The 16,725-nt window shown below is 70.8% G+C and carries 14 protein-coding genes; 7 read left to right on the forward strand and 7 right to left on the reverse strand.

Annotated elements, in window-relative coordinates:
* Positions 1-132: 132 nt before the first annotated feature.
* The 4 genes from ABZ953_RS29530 to ABZ953_RS29545 all read left to right on the forward strand — a co-directional run bounded on the left by ABZ953_RS29530 (position 133) and on the right by ABZ953_RS29545 (position 4,822).
* Positions 133-1,461, forward strand: coding sequence for a DUF2252 domain-containing protein (locus ABZ953_RS29530; protein ID WP_361729919.1), 1,329 nt, complete (start codon positions 133-135; stop codon positions 1,459-1,461).
* Between the two features lie 72 nt (positions 1,462-1,533).
* Positions 1,534-2,217 (forward strand): hypothetical protein, encoded by a 684-nt coding sequence (locus tag ABZ953_RS29535; RefSeq protein WP_361730160.1) that lies wholly within the window; start codon positions 1,534-1,536, stop codon positions 2,215-2,217.
* Between the two features lie 44 nt (positions 2,218-2,261).
* On the forward strand, positions 2,262-3,062 hold the full coding sequence (locus ABZ953_RS29540; protein ID WP_361729921.1) for a DsbA family protein: 801 nt from the start codon (positions 2,262-2,264) through the stop codon (positions 3,060-3,062).
* A gap of 101 nt (positions 3,063-3,163) precedes the next feature.
* The gene (locus ABZ953_RS29545) at positions 3,164-4,822 is read left to right on the forward strand and encodes an alkaline phosphatase D family protein (RefSeq protein ID WP_361729924.1); all 1,659 of its coding nucleotides are present in this window, start codon (positions 3,164-3,166) and stop codon (positions 4,820-4,822) included.
* Positions 4,823-4,850: 28 nt separating this feature from the next.
* Here the strand turns inward: ABZ953_RS29545 and ABZ953_RS29550 are convergent, their stop codons facing one another.
* Positions 4,851-5,420, reverse strand: coding sequence for a dienelactone hydrolase family protein (locus ABZ953_RS29550; protein ID WP_361729927.1), 570 nt, complete (start codon positions 5,418-5,420; stop codon positions 4,851-4,853).
* 43 nt (positions 5,421-5,463) lie between these two features.
* On the opposite strand from ABZ953_RS29550, the gene ABZ953_RS29555 reads away from it, so the two are divergent.
* The gene (locus ABZ953_RS29555; protein ID WP_361729930.1) at positions 5,464-6,564 is read left to right on the forward strand and encodes a mechanosensitive ion channel family protein; all 1,101 of its coding nucleotides are present in this window, start codon (positions 5,464-5,466) and stop codon (positions 6,562-6,564) included.
* An 18-nt stretch (positions 6,565-6,582) separates the two neighbouring features.
* On the opposite strand, the gene ABZ953_RS29560 is transcribed toward ABZ953_RS29555, so the two are convergent.
* The 5 genes from ABZ953_RS29560 to ABZ953_RS29580 all read right to left on the reverse strand — a co-directional run bounded on the left by ABZ953_RS29560 (position 6,583) and on the right by ABZ953_RS29580 (position 11,359).
* Positions 6,583-8,169: a Na+/H+ antiporter gene (locus tag ABZ953_RS29560; protein ID WP_361729933.1), complete on the reverse strand. Its 1,587-nt coding sequence runs from the start codon at positions 8,167-8,169 to the stop codon at positions 6,583-6,585.
* Positions 8,170-8,337: 168 nt separating this feature from the next.
* Entirely contained in the window at positions 8,338-8,808 is a 471-nt protein-coding gene (locus ABZ953_RS29565; RefSeq protein WP_361729936.1) for a GNAT family N-acetyltransferase, read from the reverse strand.
* The gene (locus tag ABZ953_RS29570) at positions 8,805-9,746 is read right to left on the reverse strand and encodes an RluA family pseudouridine synthase (protein ID WP_361729939.1); all 942 of its coding nucleotides are present in this window, start codon (positions 9,744-9,746) and stop codon (positions 8,805-8,807) included. Before ABZ953_RS29570 ends, ABZ953_RS29565 begins: the two co-directional genes overlap by 4 nt.
* A gap of 71 nt (positions 9,747-9,817) precedes the next feature.
* Positions 9,818-10,441, reverse strand: coding sequence for a signal peptidase II (gene lspA / locus ABZ953_RS29575; protein WP_361729942.1), 624 nt, complete (start codon positions 10,439-10,441; stop codon positions 9,818-9,820).
* A gap of 78 nt (positions 10,442-10,519) precedes the next feature.
* A complete protein-coding gene (locus ABZ953_RS29580; protein ID WP_361729945.1) occupies positions 10,520-11,359 on the reverse strand; it encodes a TraR/DksA C4-type zinc finger protein in 840 nt (279 codons plus the stop codon).
* A gap of 304 nt (positions 11,360-11,663) precedes the next feature.
* On the opposite strand from ABZ953_RS29580, the gene ABZ953_RS29585 reads away from it, so the two are divergent.
* Positions 11,664-11,855 (forward strand): DUF1059 domain-containing protein, encoded by a 192-nt coding sequence (locus tag ABZ953_RS29585; RefSeq protein ID WP_361729948.1) that lies wholly within the window; start codon positions 11,664-11,666, stop codon positions 11,853-11,855.
* 365 nt (positions 11,856-12,220) lie between these two features.
* The gene (gene ileS, locus ABZ953_RS29590) at positions 12,221-15,364 is read left to right on the forward strand and encodes an isoleucine--tRNA ligase (protein ID WP_361729951.1); all 3,144 of its coding nucleotides are present in this window, start codon (positions 12,221-12,223) and stop codon (positions 15,362-15,364) included.
* A gap of 190 nt (positions 15,365-15,554) precedes the next feature.
* Here the strand turns inward: ileS and ABZ953_RS29595 are convergent, their stop codons facing one another.
* Positions 15,555-16,682: a DivIVA domain-containing protein gene (locus ABZ953_RS29595; RefSeq protein ID WP_361729954.1), complete on the reverse strand. Its 1,128-nt coding sequence runs from the start codon at positions 16,680-16,682 to the stop codon at positions 15,555-15,557.
* Positions 16,683-16,725: the final 43 nt, after the last annotated feature.

Below are 16,725 nucleotides of genomic sequence, written 5' to 3' on the forward strand. Positions count from 1 at the left end.
ATCCGGGGCACTGACAGCCGGCGGGCACTCGGGAGTACGGTCAAGCGTTGAAGGGGCGGAACATCTGTCCCGCCGGGGGCGGAGCATCCGTCCCCATGTCACGCACCACCCCGTACCAGGAGGCACCCAGCGATGTCGGTCCCGCAGCCCACTGCTGAGCAGCGCGGCGAGCAGATCCTCGCCGTCTTCGACACCGCGTTCGGCGAGCTGCTCGCCGCGGACCCCGCCGCGTTCCGGGTGAAGTTCCGGAAGATGGCCGCCTCCGCCTTCGCGTTCTACCGCGGCACGGCCTGCCTCTTCTACACCGACCAGGAGCGCGAGCAGCACGGCGGTCCCTACCTGGACGAGCGCACCGGCCGCGTATGGATCCACGGCGACCTGCACGCCGAGAACTTCGGCACGTACATGGACGCCCAGGGCCGCCTGATCTTCAACGTGAACGACTTCGACGAGGCGTACGTCGGCCCCTTCACCTGGGACCTGAAGCGCTTCGCCGCCTCCGTGGCCCTGATCGGCTACACCAAGGCGCTCGGCGACGACCAGATCACCGGGCTCGTGCGGACCTACGCCACGGCCTACCGCGACCGGATCCACGACCTGGCCACGGGCGCCAAGAGCGACGAGGTGCCGCCCTTCACGCTGGACACCGCCCAGGGCCCCCTCCTGGACGCGCTGCGCGACGCCCGCTCCCTGACCCGGTTCAGCCTCCTGGACTCGATGACGGAGATCCGTGACTTCGAGCGCCGCTTCGCGTCGGGCGGTGGCTCCATCGAGCTCGACGCCGCCACGCGGTACAAGGTGCTCGCCGCCTTCGACGGCTATCTGGAGACGCTGCCGGAGTCCTCGCTCACCCGCCCCGACTCGTACCGCGTGAAGGACGTCGTCGGCCGTCGCGGCATCGGCATCGGCTCCGCGGGCCTGCCCTCGTACAACATCCTTCTTGAGGGCAACAGCGACGCCCTGGAGAACGACGTCGTGATCTACCTCAAGCAGGCGCAGACCCCCGCCGTCTCGCGCCACATCACGGACCCGGCCGTCCGGGACTACTTCCAGCACGAGGGGCACCGCACGGTCATCTCGCAGCGCGCGCTGCAGGCGCACGCCGACCCGTGGCTGGGCTGGACCGAGCTGAACGGCACCGGCCAGCTCGTCGCCGAGGTGTCCCCGTACGCGGTGGACCTGGACTGGTCGGACATCGACGACCTGGACGAGATCTCCTCGGTCGTCGCCGACCTGGGCCGCGCCACGGCCACGATGCACGCCGCCGCGGACGACGAGAGCGGCCACTCGGACCTGGTGCCGTTCTCCACCGAGCGCGCCATCGACGCCGCCATCGCGGCCGACGAGGACGGCTTCGCGGACCTGCTCGTCGACTTCGCGCACAGCTACGGGGCACGTGCGCGGGCCGACCACCAGATCTTCGTCGACCTGTTCCGCAACGGCCGGATCCCGGGCCTGTAGCCGCCCGTGGACCATGGGACCCCGGCCCCCTTCAGGGACCTCCCACAGGAACACATGGCACACTCCTCGGCGATGGACATGTCCGGGACTCAGCTCAGAGCCGTGCGCGCGGCACTCTTCACGGCGCTCGTCGTGACGCTCTCCGCCGCGTCGCACGTGCTGCTCTCCCGTGCTCCCCTGCCGCTGACGACCATCGCGGCCATCGCCGCCGCCGTCTTCGCCCTCGCGTACGCGACGGCGGGGGCGGAGCGCGGCTACGGACGGATCGCCGCCCTGCTCATCCCCCTCGAACTGGCCGCCGACACGGTGTTCACCGCGGGCCAGCACGTCTGTTACGGCGAGGCCGGCGGCCCCGTCGCGGGCCCGCTGCGCGCCGTCGGCTTCGACGTGCTGTGCGGCGGGACGCCCGTGGGCACCCCGCTGGCCCGGATGACCGCCGAGGGGCACAGCGCCGCCGAACTGCTCGCCGACGCGGACCCGGGCGCCGCCTGGCTGCTGCTCGGGGCGCACGTCGGCGTGGGCCTCCTCGCGGCGGCCTGGCTGCGGCGCGGCGAGCGGGCCCTCGCGCAGCTCCTTCGCGCGGTCGGCGCCGCCACCTTCCGGCCCCTGCTGATCGCGGTCGCCGCGGTCACCACGTCCCGGATGCCCGTACGCCGCCTGCCGCGCCCCGCGCGCCGGGTCCGGACGGCGCGCACGCGGCTGCTCGTGCACTTCGTGGGGCGGCGTGGACCGCCGTGCTCGGCCGCCTTCGCCTGAGCACAGCAGCCCCTTACGCAGTCACGTACACGGAGAAGACCATCATGAGCAAGCGCAACAGCCAGGCCGCCAAGAACGCCGCACGCGAGCGGATCCGCGCCCAGCAGGAGGCCGAGCGCAAGCGCCAGCAGCGCAAGCGGGTCGCCGTCGTCGGCGCCTCCATCGTCGCCGTCCTCGCGATAGCCGGCGGTGTCGGCTACGCCGTCATGCAGTCCAACAAGCCCGGTCACTGGGAAGAGGCCGCGGACAAGAAGCTCGTCAAGCCCGCGAACACCTCGGGCAAGGACGGCACGACGGTCACGATCGGCAAGTCCGACACGAAGAACACGGTCCACCTCTACGAGGACCCGCGCTGCCCCGGTTGTGCGGCCATGGAGCAGTCCATCGGCTCCGCGGTCGACAAGGGCATGAAGGACGGCGACTACAAGCTGGACCTCACCATCGGCACGTTCCTCGACAACAACCTCGGGGGTGAGGGGTCGAAGAACGCCCTCAGCGCGCTCGGCGCCGCCCTGGATGTCAGCCCCGACGCGTTCCTGGAGTACAAGACCGCGCTGTACTCGGCGAAGTACCACCCCAAGGAGACGTCCGACGACTTCGCCGAGGACAAGTACCTGATCAAGGTCGCGAACACCGTGGACTCCCTCAAGAACAACAAGAAGTTCAAGAGCGCCGTCGAGAAGGGGACCTTCGACCGCTGGGCCCTCACGATGAGCGATTCCTTCCAGTCGGCCAAGGGCGTGGAGTCCACCCCGACCATCAAGATCAATGGCAAGGTCGTCGAGACGCCGAAGACCGCCGACGCCTGGAAGGCCGCCTTGAAAAAGGCGGGCGTCACGAAGTAGCGGACCGAAGAGTTTTCGAGAACTGAACAGTTTTCAAGAGGGGGGCGAACTTGCCGAGTTCGCCCCCCTCTCGCGATTACCGATCAGTATCGTAATCGTCCGTGACCAGACGAAATGATCTTCATCCGTCGCTCAACTCCGCTGCCCCGAGCCGCCGTACCGTCGTCAAGGCCGCGGCCGCCACCGCCGCGCTCGGCGCCCCGCTCGCCGCGATACCCGCGCACGCCGCCGAGAGACCCGCCTTCCACCACGGCGTCGCCTCGGGAGACCCGCTGCCCGACGGCGTCCTGCTCTGGACCCGCGTCACCCCGGTCCCCGACGCCGTACCGGGCTCCGGCAAGGGTCCCGAGACGGAGGTGAGTTGGGAGGTCGCCGAGGACAAGGGTTTCACCCGGGTCGTGGCGCACGGCGCCATCACCGCGCGGGCCGCCTCCGACCACACGGTCAAGGCCGACGTAAGGGGCTTGCACCCTGCGTCCACCTATTACTTCCGCTTCCTCGTGGGGGACGTGCACTCCCCCGTGGGCCGCACCCGCACCACCCCCGCGCACGACGCCTCCGCGCACGGCGTCCGCTTCGGCGTGGTGTCCTGTGCCAACTGGGAGGCGGGCTACTTCTCCGCGTACCGCCATCTCGCGGCCCGCACCGAGCTCGACGCGGTGCTGCACGTCGGCGACTACATCTACGAGTACAAGACCGGCCAGTACCCGTCCGCCGAGTACGTCGTACGCCCGCACCAACCGGCCCACGAGATCATCACACTCGCCGACTACCGCACCCGGCACGGCGTCCACAAGACCGACCCCGACGCGCAGGCGATGCACGCCACGCATCCGGTCGTCGCGATCTGGGACGACCACGAGTTCGCCGACAACGCCTGGTCGGGCGGCGCGGTGAACCACTCGGCCGAGACCGAGGGCGGGTGGGCGGCGCGCATGGCCGCGGCGAAGCAGGCGTACTTCGAGTGGATGCCCGTACGCCCCTCGACCGAGGGCACCGTCTACCGCCGCGTCCGCTACGGCAAACTCGCCGACCTGCACCTCCTCGACCTGCGGTCCTTCCGCTCCGAGCAGGCGGGGTTCGGCAGCGGCGACGTCGACGACCCGGACCGCACGATCACGGGCCGGGCCCAACTGGACTGGCTGAAGGCGGGCCTGGCGTCGTCGGACGCGGCCTGGAAGCTGGTCGGCACCTCGGTGATGATCTCGCCGGTCGCCTTCGGCTCCCTGCCCGCCCATCTCCTGGAACCCCTTGCGGAGCTGCTCGGCCTGCCCAAGGAGGGCCTGGCCATCAACGCCGACCAGTGGGACGGCTACACGGACGACCGCAAGGAGCTCATCGGCCACCTGCGCGACCGCAAGATCCAGAACACCGTCTTCCTGACCGGCGACATCCACATGGCCTGGGCGAACGACGTACCGGCCCGGGCGGCCACCTACCCGCTCTCGGCCTCCGCCGCCACCGAGTTCGTGGTCACCTCGGTGAGCTCCGACAACGTCGACGACATGCTCCATGTCGCCCCGCACACGGTGTCCCTCGTGGCCGCGGGCGCCATCAGGGCCGCCAACCGCCACGTGAAGTGGCTGGACATGGACTCGCACGGCTACGGGGTCCTCGACGTCACCGCCGAGCGCTCGCAGATGGACTACTACGCGGTCTCCGACCGGACCGACCCCGCGGCGACCTCGTCCTGGCTCCGCTCGTACCGCACCCGCAGCGGCACGCAGAAGGTCGAGCGGGTGGACGCCCCGGTCCGCTGACGCGCCTGTCCACTGATGCCCGGGACCTCTAGAGGGTCTTCAGGAAGCCGAGCGCCGTGCGCCACGTCGCCTCCGTGGCCTCGGCGTCGTAGTCGTCGAGGTCCGGGTCGGTGTAGAGGTGCCCGGCGCCCGCGTAGCGGTAGACCTCCACGTCGGCCCCGGCCCGGCCCATCCGCAGGTACCAGGCGCTCAGCCAGTCGTCGGACTCGAACGGGTCGGGCTCGGCGACGTGCAGCTGCACCGGCAGCTCGTCCACGGACGCGTTCTCCGCGATGTCGGAGGTGCCGTGCAGGAGCAGCAGGCCGCGCGCCTTCGCGTCGCCGAGGGCGAGGGTCTGCGCGGTGGCGGCGCCGAGCGCGAAGCCGGCGTAGACCAGACCGCGCTCCGAGTAGGGCGCGGCGGCGAGGATCGCCCGCTTCAGGATCTCGTCCTTGCCGAGCTCCTCCTGGAAGGCCCTTCCTTCCTCGACGTCGTCGAAGACGCGGCCCGCGAAGAGATCGGGGGTCGACACCTCGTGCCCCTCGGCGCGCAGCCGGTCCGCCGCCGCGTGCACCGCGGGCCGCAGCCCGTACGTCGAGTGGAAAAGCATGATGTTCATGGGGCCATCGTGCCATTCGGCCCGTACCCCTACCCTCGGAGGCATGGAAGACGTACTGCGCCCGTTGATCGTGATCGGCGGCTCGGTCGTGCTCACGGTGATCGTCGGCTGGCTGGTCGACGTCCTGTTGCGCCGGGCCGACGAACGGCACCACGAGACCCCGCTCTGGGGCCTGCTGCGCCGCGGCCGCGTCCCCCTGCAAGTCGTCCTGTGCGGCGCACTCCTGAGAGGCTCCTACGGCCAGGCCAAGCTCGCCAAGGACCACTCCGAGCAGATCGGCCGGACCCTCACCCTCGTCCTCATCGGCTCGACCGCCTGGCTGGTGGTGCGGATCGCGGCGGCGGTCGTCGAGACGTCGTACGCGCGCTACGCGGCCATGCACCGGGACCCGGCCCGGGTCCGCCGGGTCCGCACGCAGGTGACCCTCATCCAGCGGGTGGTCACCGCGATCGTCGGCGTCGTGGCCACCGCCGCGATGCTCCTGACCTTCCCCGCCATGCAGGCGGCGGGCGCCTCGCTGCTCGCCTCCGCGGGCATCCTCGGCATCGTCGCCGGTGTCGCCGCCCAGTCCACCCTCGGCAACCTCTTCGCGGGGCTGCAGATCGCCTTCGGCGACATGGTGCGGCTCGGGGACACGGTGGTGGTGGACGGCGAGTGGGGCACGGTCGACGAGATCACGCTGACCTTCCTGACCGTCCGCACCTGGGACGAGCGCCGGATCACGATGCCCGTCTCGTACTTCACCGCGAAGCCGTTCGAGAACTGGTCGCGGGGCGGCGCCGAGATGACCGGCACCGTCTTCTTCCAGCTGGACCACACGGCGCCGATCGCGCTGATGCGCGACCGGCTGCACGACATCCTGCGCGACTGCGCGGCGTGGGACGGCCGGGACTGGGGCCTCGCGGTCACGGACACCACGACGAGCACGATCCAGGTCCGCGCCCTGGTCACCGCGAAGGACGCGGACGACATATGGACGGTGCGGGTCACGGTGCGCGAGCAGATGGTCCGCTGGCTCACCGAGCACCACTCCTACGCGCTGCCGCGGGTCACCACCGTCTCGGCCGTCGAACCCCTGACCAACGGCCACCGCCCCCGGCACGACCCGTTCTCGCCGGACGTGCCGCGGACGGGGCGCGGCTGAGCCCGGCAGGGCCGCGTCTCACCGCAGGCTGCGTACGTCGAGGTGGCGCAGGACCCGGTCGACGACCTCGGGGTCGGCGCCGGGTTCGCTGCGCGCCGCGAGGACCTCGTGGCGGGCGGCCGACATCATCTCGCGCTGGATGCGCTGGACCGCCTTGAGCCGGTCGACGCGCTTGGCGTACCGCGCGCGCCGCTCGTCGTCGAGGAGATCCGGGCTGATCCTGGCGCCGATGTCGAGCGCGCCGCGCTGCAGCCGCTCGGAGAGGTCCTCGGGGAGCTCCTCGACGTCCTCGATCTCCTTGAGGCGCCGTTTGGCGGCCTTGGCCGCGCGGAGTGCGAGCCTCCGTTCCAGCTCGCGCTCCGCGTCGGCGTCGGCCCGCACATTGAGCTTGCGCACCAGCCAGGGCAGCGTGAGCCCCTGCACGACGAGGGTCGCCATGATCACGCAGAACGCGATGAAGATGATCTCTTCGCGGGCGGGGAACGGAGTCCCGTCGTCCGTCTTGAGCGGGATGGCGAGCGCAAGCGCGACGGACGCCACCCCCCGCATCCCCGCCCACCACATGACGACCGTCTCGCGCCAGGTCGTCGGGATCTCCTCGTCGACGTCCCGCCGCTTGTGCAGCCGCTTGGCCAGCCAGGTCGCGGGCAGCAGCCAGAGCAGCCGTACGCCGACCACGACGGCGACGATCGCCGCGCCCCAGCCGTACATCTGCCACTGGTGGCCCTTGGCGATGCCGAAGACATTGTGCAGTTCGAGGCCGATGAGCCCGAACGCGATACCGGTGACCAGGGTGTCGACGATCTGCCAGAAGGTCTGCCCGGTGATCCGCCCGAGCACGTCGTCGGCGTCGACTGCGTTCTCCGCGAGGTAGAGCGCGGTGGTCAGGACGGCGAGCACGCCGGAGCCGAGCAGTTCCTCGGCGAGTACGTAACTGACGAACGGTACGAGGAGCGTCAGGCCGGTCTGCAGGGTGGCGTCGCCGAGCAGCCCCATGAGCTTGTTGGTGAGCCAGCCGAGCACAAGGCCGACGGCGACGGCGACCACGCCGGACAGCACCAGGAGGCCCGCGGCGGACGGCAGCGAGAAGGTGCCGCTCATCGCCGCGGCGATCGCCACGTGGTAGAGCACGATGGCCGTGACGTCGTTGAAGAGCCCCTCGCCCTCCAGGATCGACACGAGCCTGCGCGGCAGGCCGAGGGCCCCCGCGACCGCGGTCGCCGCGACGGGGTCGGGCGGCGCGACGAGCGCCCCGAGCGCCACGGCCGCCGCGATCGGCAGCCCCGGCACTATGGCGTTGGCCATCGCGGCGACCGCCGCCGTCGTCACGAAGACCAGCGCAACGGCGAGCAGGAAGATGGGCCGGATGTTGGCCGTGAACTGCCGCCAGGAGGTGCGCTGCACGGAGGCGTAGAGCAGCGGCGGCAGGACCAGCGGCAGGATGTAGTCGGGCGGGATCTCGACGTTGGGCACGAACGGCAGCAGGGCCATGCCGATCCCCGCCAGCGTCATCAGGACCGGCGCGGGAAGCCCGAGCCGGTCGCCCAGCGGCACGGTGACCACGGCACCGAGCAGCAGGATGAGCACCAGTGCCAATTGATCCACGGGTTGTGCCCTCCGGCGGTCGAGACTCGAACGATCAAGACCTCAACCCTGCCACGCCTTCACCGCCAACCGGATCAATGCCTCTCGGCGTCCTGTTCGCGGCGGAAGCGGCGCCGGGCCGGTGCCGGGCCGGTGCCGCGCCGGTGCCGGGCCGGTGCCGGGCCGGTGCTAGTCGGTCAGCGGCTTGCGCATGGCCCGGTGCGGGATGCCCGCGTCGGGGAACTCCGGTCCGTACACCTCGTAGCCGAGGCGTTCGTAGAAGCCCAGGGCGTGGGTCTGCGCGTGCAGGTCCACGGCGGTCAGGCCACGCGCGCGTGCCGCGTCCTCGATGGCCCCGACCAGACGGGCACCGACGCCGAGTCCGCGGGCGGCCCGCGTCACCGCGAGGCGGCCGAGCGCGCCCACCGTGGCGTCCCCGCCGTTCTTCGCGGCCGCGGCGGCGCCGGTCAGGAGGCGGCCCGTGCCGAGCGGCAGACCGTCCTCGCGCACGGCCAGGACGTGCACCGCCCCGGCGTCGTACGCGTCGTACTCCAGGTCTTCCGGCACCTGCTGCTCGGCCACGAACACGTCCTTGCGGACCGCGAAACAGGCCTCCAGGTCGTCGGTGCTCTCCGCGACCCGGATCGTCACACCGGTCACGAGCTCTCCGCCCGCACCCGGTCGAGCGCCTGCTGCAAGTCGTCGGGGTACTGGCTCTCGAACTCCACCCACTGCCCGTCGCCCGGGTGCTCGAAGCCGAGCCGGACGGCATGCAGCCACTGGCGCGTGAGGCCGAGGCGCTTGGCGAGCGTCGGGTCCGCGCCGTACGTCAGGTCGCCCACGCACGGGTGCCGGTGCGCCGCCATGTGCACACGGATCTGGTGCGTGCGGCCCGTCTCCAGCTTGATGTCGAGCAGCGAGGCCGCCCGGAACGCCTCGATGAGGTCGTAGTGCGTCACGGAGGGCTTGCCCTCGGCCGTGACCGCCCACTTGTAGTCGTGGTTCGGGTGGCGGCCGATCGGGGCGTCGATGGTGCCGCTCATCGGGTCGGGGTGGCCCTGCACCAGCGCGTTGTAGCGCTTGTCGACCGTGCGCTCCTTGAACTGGCGCTTCAGGGAGGTGTACGCCCGCTCCGACTTGGCGACGGCCATCAGGCCGGACGTGCCCACGTCGAGGCGGTGCACGATGCCCTGGCGCTCGGCGGCACCGGAGGTGGAGATGCGGTACCCGGCCGCCGCGAGGCCGCCGATCACGGTGGTCCCGGTCCAGCCCGGACTCGGGTGCGCGGCCACGCCGACCGGCTTGACGATCACGAGGATGTCGTCGTCGTCATGGATGATCTCCATGCCCTCGACGGGCTCGGCGACGATCTGCACCGGCGCGGCCGCCTGCGGCATCTCCACTTCCAGCCAGGCGCCGCCGTGCACCCGCTCGGACTTGCCGACCACCGAGCCGTCGACCGAGACCTTCCCCGCCGCGGCAAGCTCGGCGGCCTTCGTACGGGAGAACCCGAACATGCGCGAGATGGCGGCGTCGACGCGCTCGCCCTCCAGGCCGTCCGGCACGGGCAGGGTTCGGATCTCGGGAATCGTGCTCACCCATTGAGTATGCAGGAGCGCACCGACACTCCCGCACCACAGCCCTTCGCAGGGCCTGTGACCTCAGTCCTTCAGTCCTTGTGGACGGTGCCGTCCGGGTCGAGGCCGCGGAAGGAGAGCAGCACGATCAGGATGCCGCCGCAGACGATCGCCGAGTCCGCGAGGTTGAAGACCGCGAAGCCCTTCGGGGCGATGAAGTCGACCACCGCGCCCTCGAAGACGCCGGGCGCGCGGAACAGCCGGTCGGTGAGGTTGCCCAACGCGCCGCCGAGCAGCAGGCCGAGCGCGATCGCCCACGGCAGGCTGTACAGCTTGCGGGCGAGGCGGGCGATCACCACGATGACCGCCGCCGCGATGCAGGTGAAGATGATGGTGAAGGCCTCGCCGAAGCCGAAGGCGGCACCGGCGTTGCGGATGGCGGAGAGGCGCAGCCAGTCGCCGACGAGCTCGATCGGCTCGTGGTGCTCCAGCTTCGCCACCACGATCATCTTGCTGATCAGGTCCAGGGCGTACGCGACGACGGCCACCGCGAAGAGCACGGCGATCCTGCGCCTGCCCTTGGCGGGCTGCCCGTCCTGGTCCGCGACGGCGCCGGACTCGCCGGGCTTCTCCGCCGCCGCACCGGAGTGCTCCGGCTCCGCCCCAGCCGCCTCAGGAATGTCCGGCGTACCGATGATGCGCTCCGCCTCTGCCACGTGAGTCCCTCAACCTAGGTACCTGACTGGGGACGAGCGTACGGCACACGCGTACGCCCCCCGGCGCCCAGGCTGGGCTCAGTAGCGCCGTTCCTCCTTCTGCTTGCACTCCACGCACAGCGTCGCGCGCGGGAAGGCCTGCATCCGGGCCTTGCCGATCGGCTTGCCGCAGTTCTCGCAGAGACCGTACGTCCCGGCGTCGAGGCGCTCCAGGGCGCGCTCGGTCTGCTCCAGCATCTCGCGTGCGTTGGCGGCGAGCGCCATCTCGTGCTCCCGCGTGATGTTCTTCGTACCGGTGTCCGCGTCGTCGTCGCCCGCGCCGTCCCCGGAGTCCCGCATCAGCCCCGCGAGGGCCTCTTCGGAGGCCGCGATCTCGCTGCCGAGGCGCAGTGTCTCGCTCTGGAGTTCGGTCCTGGCCTCCGCGACCTCCGCAGGGGTCCAGGGGTCCTCGCCGGGCCGGACCGCGAGCTCGCCTGACCCCGCCGCGCCCGCCCGCGCCTTGGGCACCGCCGTCGGCGTCTTCGCTGCTGTCGCCGTGCCCGGAGTCTTCTTCGCAACCACCGTCGTGGCTCCCGTCGTCTCCGCGGCCTCAGCCGCATCCTCGGCCGCGGACGCGGCCGTTTCCCTGGCCGTGCTCTTCTTGGCCGTACTCTTCTTCGCCGTACTCTTCTTCGCCGCGCTCTTCCCAGCGGTCGCCTTCTTTGCAGGGACGGCCTTCTTGGCAGCGCTCTTCTTTGCCGGGGCCTTCTTGGCGACGGTCTTCTTTGCGGTGGCTTTCTCGGCGGCTGTCTTCTTGGGCGCCGCCTCCTCGGCCACAGCGCCCTTTCCGGCTGCCGTCTTCTCGGCCGCGGTTGTCTTCCCCGCGCCGGTGGATCTGCCGGACGCCGACTGCTGTACGGCGGTCTTCTTCGCCACCATGGCCGCGGCCCCTTCACATTTTGTGATCTTGCACGCGAATCGTGCTGGGACGATAAATCGACTCCAGGCCCGCGGCAACGGGGCACGCCGCCCGATCCACCCGCCCCGCGGGTACCGCGCGGCGAGTCTGCATGCGTTGTGCCCAACTCCCTGCCGGGTAATCCGACCGGTACGCCGGCCCCGGAACCGGGCGGCGGCCATGTCGCCATTCGGGTCAGTGCCACCGTCTCGACGGGCGCGGACGCGAGCCCGCCCATGGGCCGGATCGGAGGCATAAAATAAGACACGAGTAAGAAGGTGCGCCATGCGCAAGACAGCCGACTGCAGAGAATTCCCGAGCGAGACCAACTGCACCCTCGCCATCTCCGGCGAAGAGGAAGAAGTGGTCCGCGCCGCCAGTGAGCACGCCATGTCCGTGCACGGCCACACCGACAGCCCCGAGCTGCGGAGGACGGTCCGTGAATCCCTCAAGGACGAGGCCCCCCGGCACGCCTGAGCGGCCCCCGCCCCACCGCGCCCATAACCGGTCGGCCCCGCCCGCCCCGGCCCCGTACACTGGGCGCCAGCGAGAAGCGTGGATGGGGACGAGTAGCGGCGTACGCGGCCATGAGCGACCCGGGGACGGTGTGAGCCCGGGGGCCAGCGCGACGTGAAGATCACCCCGGAGCCGCCGGAAGAAAGCCGAAGCCCTCGGGCTGCGGCCGGTAGAACCGGTTTCGCGACCCCAATGAGGGGGCTCACCGGCACGAAACCCGTTCCGGAGGGCCAAGGAGGGTGGTACCGCGGGAGCGCGCCGCACCAGGCGCACACGGCTCTCGTCCCTCCGACGGAAGGCAGCACATCCGTTGGAGGAGCTCGTTGATGACGCCGCCGCAGTACCGCCAGGTGCCCGCCCAGGTCGACCTGCCCGCCCTCGAGCACGCCGTGCTCGATTTCTGGCGCGAGCAGAAGATCTTCGCCAAGAGCCTCGATCAGTCCGAGGGCCGCCCCGAGTGGGTGTTCTACGAGGGCCCGCCGACCGCCAACGGCATGCCGGGCGCCCACCACATCGAGGCCCGCGTCTTCAAGGACGTCTTCCCGCGCTTCCGCACCATGCGGGGCTACCACGTCGCCCGCAAGGCCGGCTGGGACTGCCACGGCCTCCCGGTCGAGCTCGCGGTCGAGAAGGAGCTCGGGTTCAACGGCAAGAAGGACATCGAGGCGTACGGCATCGCCGAGTTCAACGCCAAGTGCCGCGAGTCCGTGACCCGGCACACCGACGCCTTCGCCGACCTCACGACCCGCATGGGCTACTGGGTCGACCTCGACGACGCGTACCGGACGATGAACCCGGAGTACGTCGATTCGGTCTGGTGGTCCCTGAAGGAGATCTTCAACAAGGACCTCCTCGTCCAGGACCACCGCGTCGCCCCCTGGTGCCCGCGCTGCGGCACGGGCCTGTCCGACCACGAGCTGGCCCAGGGCTACGAGACGGTCGTCGACCCGTCCGTCTACGTCCGTTTCCCGCTCACCTCCGGTCCCCTCGCGGGCCAGGCATCACTCCTCGTCTGGACTACGACCCCCTGGACCCTCGTCTCCAACACCGCCGTCGCCGCGCACCCCGACGTCACGTACGTCGTCGCGACGAACGGCACGGAGAAGCTGGTCGTCGCCCAGCCGCTCGTCGAGAAGGCGCTCGGCGAGGGCTGGGAGACCACCGGCGAGACCTTCACCGGCGCCGAGATGGAGCGCTGGAACTACCAGCGCCCCTTCGAGCTCGTCGAGTTCCCGGAGCCCGCGCACTACGTCGTCAACGCCGACTACGTCACCACCGAGGACGGCACCGGTCTCGTCCACCAGTCCCCCGCCTTCGGTGAGGACGACCTCAAGGTCTGCCGCTCGTACGGCCTTCCGGTCGTGAACCCGGTGCGTCCCGACGGCACCTTCGAGGAGGACGTCCCGCTCGTGGGCGGTGTCTTCTTCAAGAAGGCCGACGAGACGCTCACCAAGGACCTCGACGACCGGGGCCTGCTCTTCCGGCACATCGCGTACGAGCACAGCTACCCGCACTGCTGGCGCTGCCACACGGCGCTCCTGTACTACGCGCAGCCCTCCTGGTACATCCGCACCACGGCCATCAAGGACCGCCTCCTCCAGGAGAACGAGAAGACCAACTGGTTCCCGGACTCGGTCAAGCACGGCCGCTTCGGCGACTGGCTGACCAACAACGTCGACTGGGCGCTGTCCCGCAACCGCTACTGGGGCACCCCGCTGCCCATCTGGCGCTGCGAGGAGGACCACCTCACCTGCGTCGGCTCGCGTGCCGAGCTCTCCGACCTGACCGGCACGGACCAGTCGGACCTCGACCCGCACCGCCCGTTCATCGACGAGATCACCTTCACCTGCCCGCAGGAGGGCTGCGGATCGACGGCCACGCGCGTGCCGGAGGTCATCGACGCCTGGTACGACTCGGGCTCGATGCCGTTCGCGCAGTGGGGCTACCCGTACAAGAACAAGGAGCTCTTCGAGAGCCGGTATCCGGCGCAGTTCATCTCGGAGGCCATCGACCAGACGCGCGGCTGGTTCTACACGCTGATGGCGGTGGGCACCCTCGTCTTCGACAAGTCGTCGTACGAGAACGTGGTCTGTCTCGGCCACATCCTCGCCGAGGACGGCCGCAAGATGTCCAAGCACCTGGGCAACATCCTCCAGCCCATCCCGCTCATGGACCAGCACGGCGCCGACGCGGTGCGCTGGTTCATGGCGGCCGGCGGCTCCCCCTGGGCGGCCCGGCGCGTGGGCCACGGCACCATCCAGGAAGTCGTCCGCAAGACGCTCCTCACGTACTGGAACACGGTCGCCTTCCAGGCGCTGTACGCCCGCACCACACAGTGGGCACCCAGTGACGCCGACCCGGCGCCCGCCGACCGCCCGCTCCTGGACCGCTGGCTGCTCAGCGAGCTGCACGCGCTGACCGACCAGGTCACCCAGGCCCTGGAGAGCTACGACACCCAGCGCGCGGGCAAGCTCCTCTCGGTATTCGTCGACAACCTCTCCAACTGGTACGTCCGCCGCTCGCGCCGCCGCTTCTGGCAGGGCGACAAGGCGGCGCTGCGCACCCTGCACGAGGTCATCGAGACGGTGACGCGCCTGATGGCCCCGCTGACGCCGTTCATCACGGAGCGTGTCTGGCAGGACCTGATCGTGCCGGTCACCCCGGACGCCCCGGAGTCGGTGCACCTGACGTCGTGGCCCGAGGCCGACCTGCCGGCGATCGACCCCGAGCTCTCGAAGCAGATGGCCCTCGTGCGCCGTCTGGTCGAGCTCGGCCGTGCCACGCGCGCGGAGTCGGGCGTCAAGACCCGTCAGCCGCTGTCCCGGGCGCTCGTCGCCGCGACCGGCTTCGAGACGCTCGGCCCCGAGCTGCGCGCGCAGATCACCGAGGAGCTCAACGTCTCCTCGCTGGCGACACTCTCCGAAGTCGGCGGTTCCCTGGTCGACACGACCGCCAAGGCGAACTTCCGGGCCCTCGGCAAGCGCTTCGGCAAGGGGGTCCAGGCGGTCGCCAAGGCCGTCGCCGAGGCCGACGCGGCAGCGCTCTCCCTGGCCCTGCGCGAGGGCACGGCCTCCGTCGAGGTCGACGGCGAGACGGTGACGCTCGCCCCGGACGAGGTCATCATCACGGAGACCCCGCGCGAGGGCTGGTCGGTGGCGTCCGAGTCCGGTGCCACGGTCGCCCTTGACCTGGAGATCACCGAGGAGCTGCGCCGGGCGGGCCTGGCCCGTGACGCGATCCGGCTCATCCAGGAGGCCCGCAAGAACAGCGGCCTGGACGTCGCGGACCGGATCGTCCTGCGCTGGACCTCTCCGGACGCCGAGGTGGTCACGGCCCTGTCCGACCACGCCGGGCTCATCTCCGACGAGGTCCTCGCCACGGAGTTCGCTTCGGGTGAGGCGGACGACACGTTCGGGGAGCCGTTCACGGACGACTCCCTGAAGCTGACGTTCCGCCTCCGCAAGGCGTAACCGCTCGTACGAAGGCCCGGCCCGCCAGAAATCTCGGCGGACCGGGCCTTTGTGTTGCGTACCCACACCCGGTGTGTCGTGTACCCACACCCGATGTGTTGCGTACCCACGCACAAAAGGGCCGGGCCCCCGGAAAAATCCGGGGGCCCGGCCCTGAACGCTGCCGACGCCTATGGCGTGGTCACGCCCGTCAGTTGTCGTCCTCGTCGATGAGGAAGCCACGCATCGGCGACGGGGCCTGCTGCATCGGCTGCTGGCCCTGCGGCCGCACCGGCGCCATCGGCTGGGTCATAGCCGGGGACATCTGCTGCTGGCCGCCGTACGACGGGCCGCCGGGGGGCTGGTTGTTGCCACCCATCGACTGGTTGCCGCCGCCGTAGGACGGGGCACCCGCACCGGCCGGGGCCATCGAAGGCGCCGGGGACGGCGGCAGCGAGGCGGTGGCCGGAGTACGCGGCGGAGCCAGCGAGTCGTCGGCCTGGGTCTCCAGCTGGCGCAGCTGCGACTCCAGGTAGGACTTCAGACGCGTGCGGTACTCGCGCTCGAAGCCGCGCAGGTCCTCGACCTTGCGCTCAAGCGTGGCGCGGGCGGACTCCAGGGAGCCCATCGCGACGCGGTGCTTCTCCTGCGCATCCCGCTCCAGGGCGTCGGCCTTGGCTCGGGCGTCACGCTCGAGGCCCTCGGCGCGCGAGCGGGCCTCACCGACGATCTTGTTGGCCTCGGAACGGGCCTCCGCGATCGCCTGGTCAGCGGTCTGCTGCGCGAGGGAGAGCACACGGGCGGCGCTGTCGCCACCGGGGCCCTGACCGGGCTGCGGCATCTGCGGGCCACCCATGGGGCCCTGACCCATCGGACCGCCCATGGGGCCGCCCATCTGACCCTGGCCCATCGGACCCTGACCCATCGGGCCCTGACCCTGCGGACCGCCCTGCGGGCCGTGCCCGCTGGGGCCTGCGGGCAGCTGCGGCGCACCGCCGGGCAGCTGCGGCGGGCCGCCCATGGGGCCGCCCATCTGCTGCTGCTGCTGCGGCGGGACCGGCTGCGGGCCCGATATTGCGGCAGGCACGGGGGCGCCGGGACCGCGCTGGTCCTGGGGCCCGTCGGGGCCCTTGCGCATTCCGCCCTGCTGCTGGTTCTGCGCTGCGGCACGGGTGGCTGCGGCCAGCTTGGCGCGCAGGTCCTCGTTCTCACGGAGCAGGCGGGTCAGTTCGGCTTCGACCTCATCGAGGAAGGCATCGACCTCGTCCTCGTCATAGCCTTCTCGGAGGCGGACGGTCGTGAACTGCTTGTTCCGCACGTCCTCGGGGGTCAACGGCATCTCTTCACCTCAACGTAGTCGTCGGCATTCGGCAAGACCGTAT

Source organism: Streptomyces sp. NPDC046465 (assembly GCF_040646035.1).
Classification (GTDB): domain Bacteria; phylum Actinomycetota; class Actinomycetes; order Streptomycetales; family Streptomycetaceae; genus Streptomyces.

What these genes read in the sequence shown, in the direction of transcription:
- ABZ953_RS29530 (WP_361729919.1), top strand. Translation starts at nt 133, where the DNA reads ATGTCGGTCCCGCAGCCCACTGCTGAGCAGCGCGGCGAGCAGATCCTC.
- ABZ953_RS29535 (WP_361730160.1), top strand. Translation starts at nt 1,534, where the DNA reads ATGGACATGTCCGGGACTCAGCTCAGAGCCGTGCGCGCGGCACTCTTC.
- ABZ953_RS29540 (WP_361729921.1), top strand. Translation starts at nt 2,262, where the DNA reads ATGAGCAAGCGCAACAGCCAGGCCGCCAAGAACGCCGCACGCGAGCGG.
- ABZ953_RS29550 (WP_361729927.1), bottom strand. Translation starts at nt 5,420, where the DNA reads ATGAACATCATGCTTTTCCACTCGACGTACGGGCTGCGGCCCGCGGTG.
- ABZ953_RS29555 (WP_361729930.1), top strand. Translation starts at nt 5,464, where the DNA reads ATGGAAGACGTACTGCGCCCGTTGATCGTGATCGGCGGCTCGGTCGTG.
- ABZ953_RS29580 (WP_361729945.1), bottom strand. Translation starts at nt 11,359, where the DNA reads ATGGTGGCGAAGAAGACCGCCGTACAGCAGTCGGCGTCCGGCAGATCC.
- ABZ953_RS29585 (WP_361729948.1), top strand. Translation starts at nt 11,664, where the DNA reads ATGCGCAAGACAGCCGACTGCAGAGAATTCCCGAGCGAGACCAACTGC.
- ileS (WP_361729951.1), top strand. Translation starts at nt 12,221, where the DNA reads ATGACGCCGCCGCAGTACCGCCAGGTGCCCGCCCAGGTCGACCTGCCC.
- ABZ953_RS29595 (WP_361729954.1), bottom strand. Translation starts at nt 16,682, where the DNA reads ATGCCGTTGACCCCCGAGGACGTGCGGAACAAGCAGTTCACGACCGTC.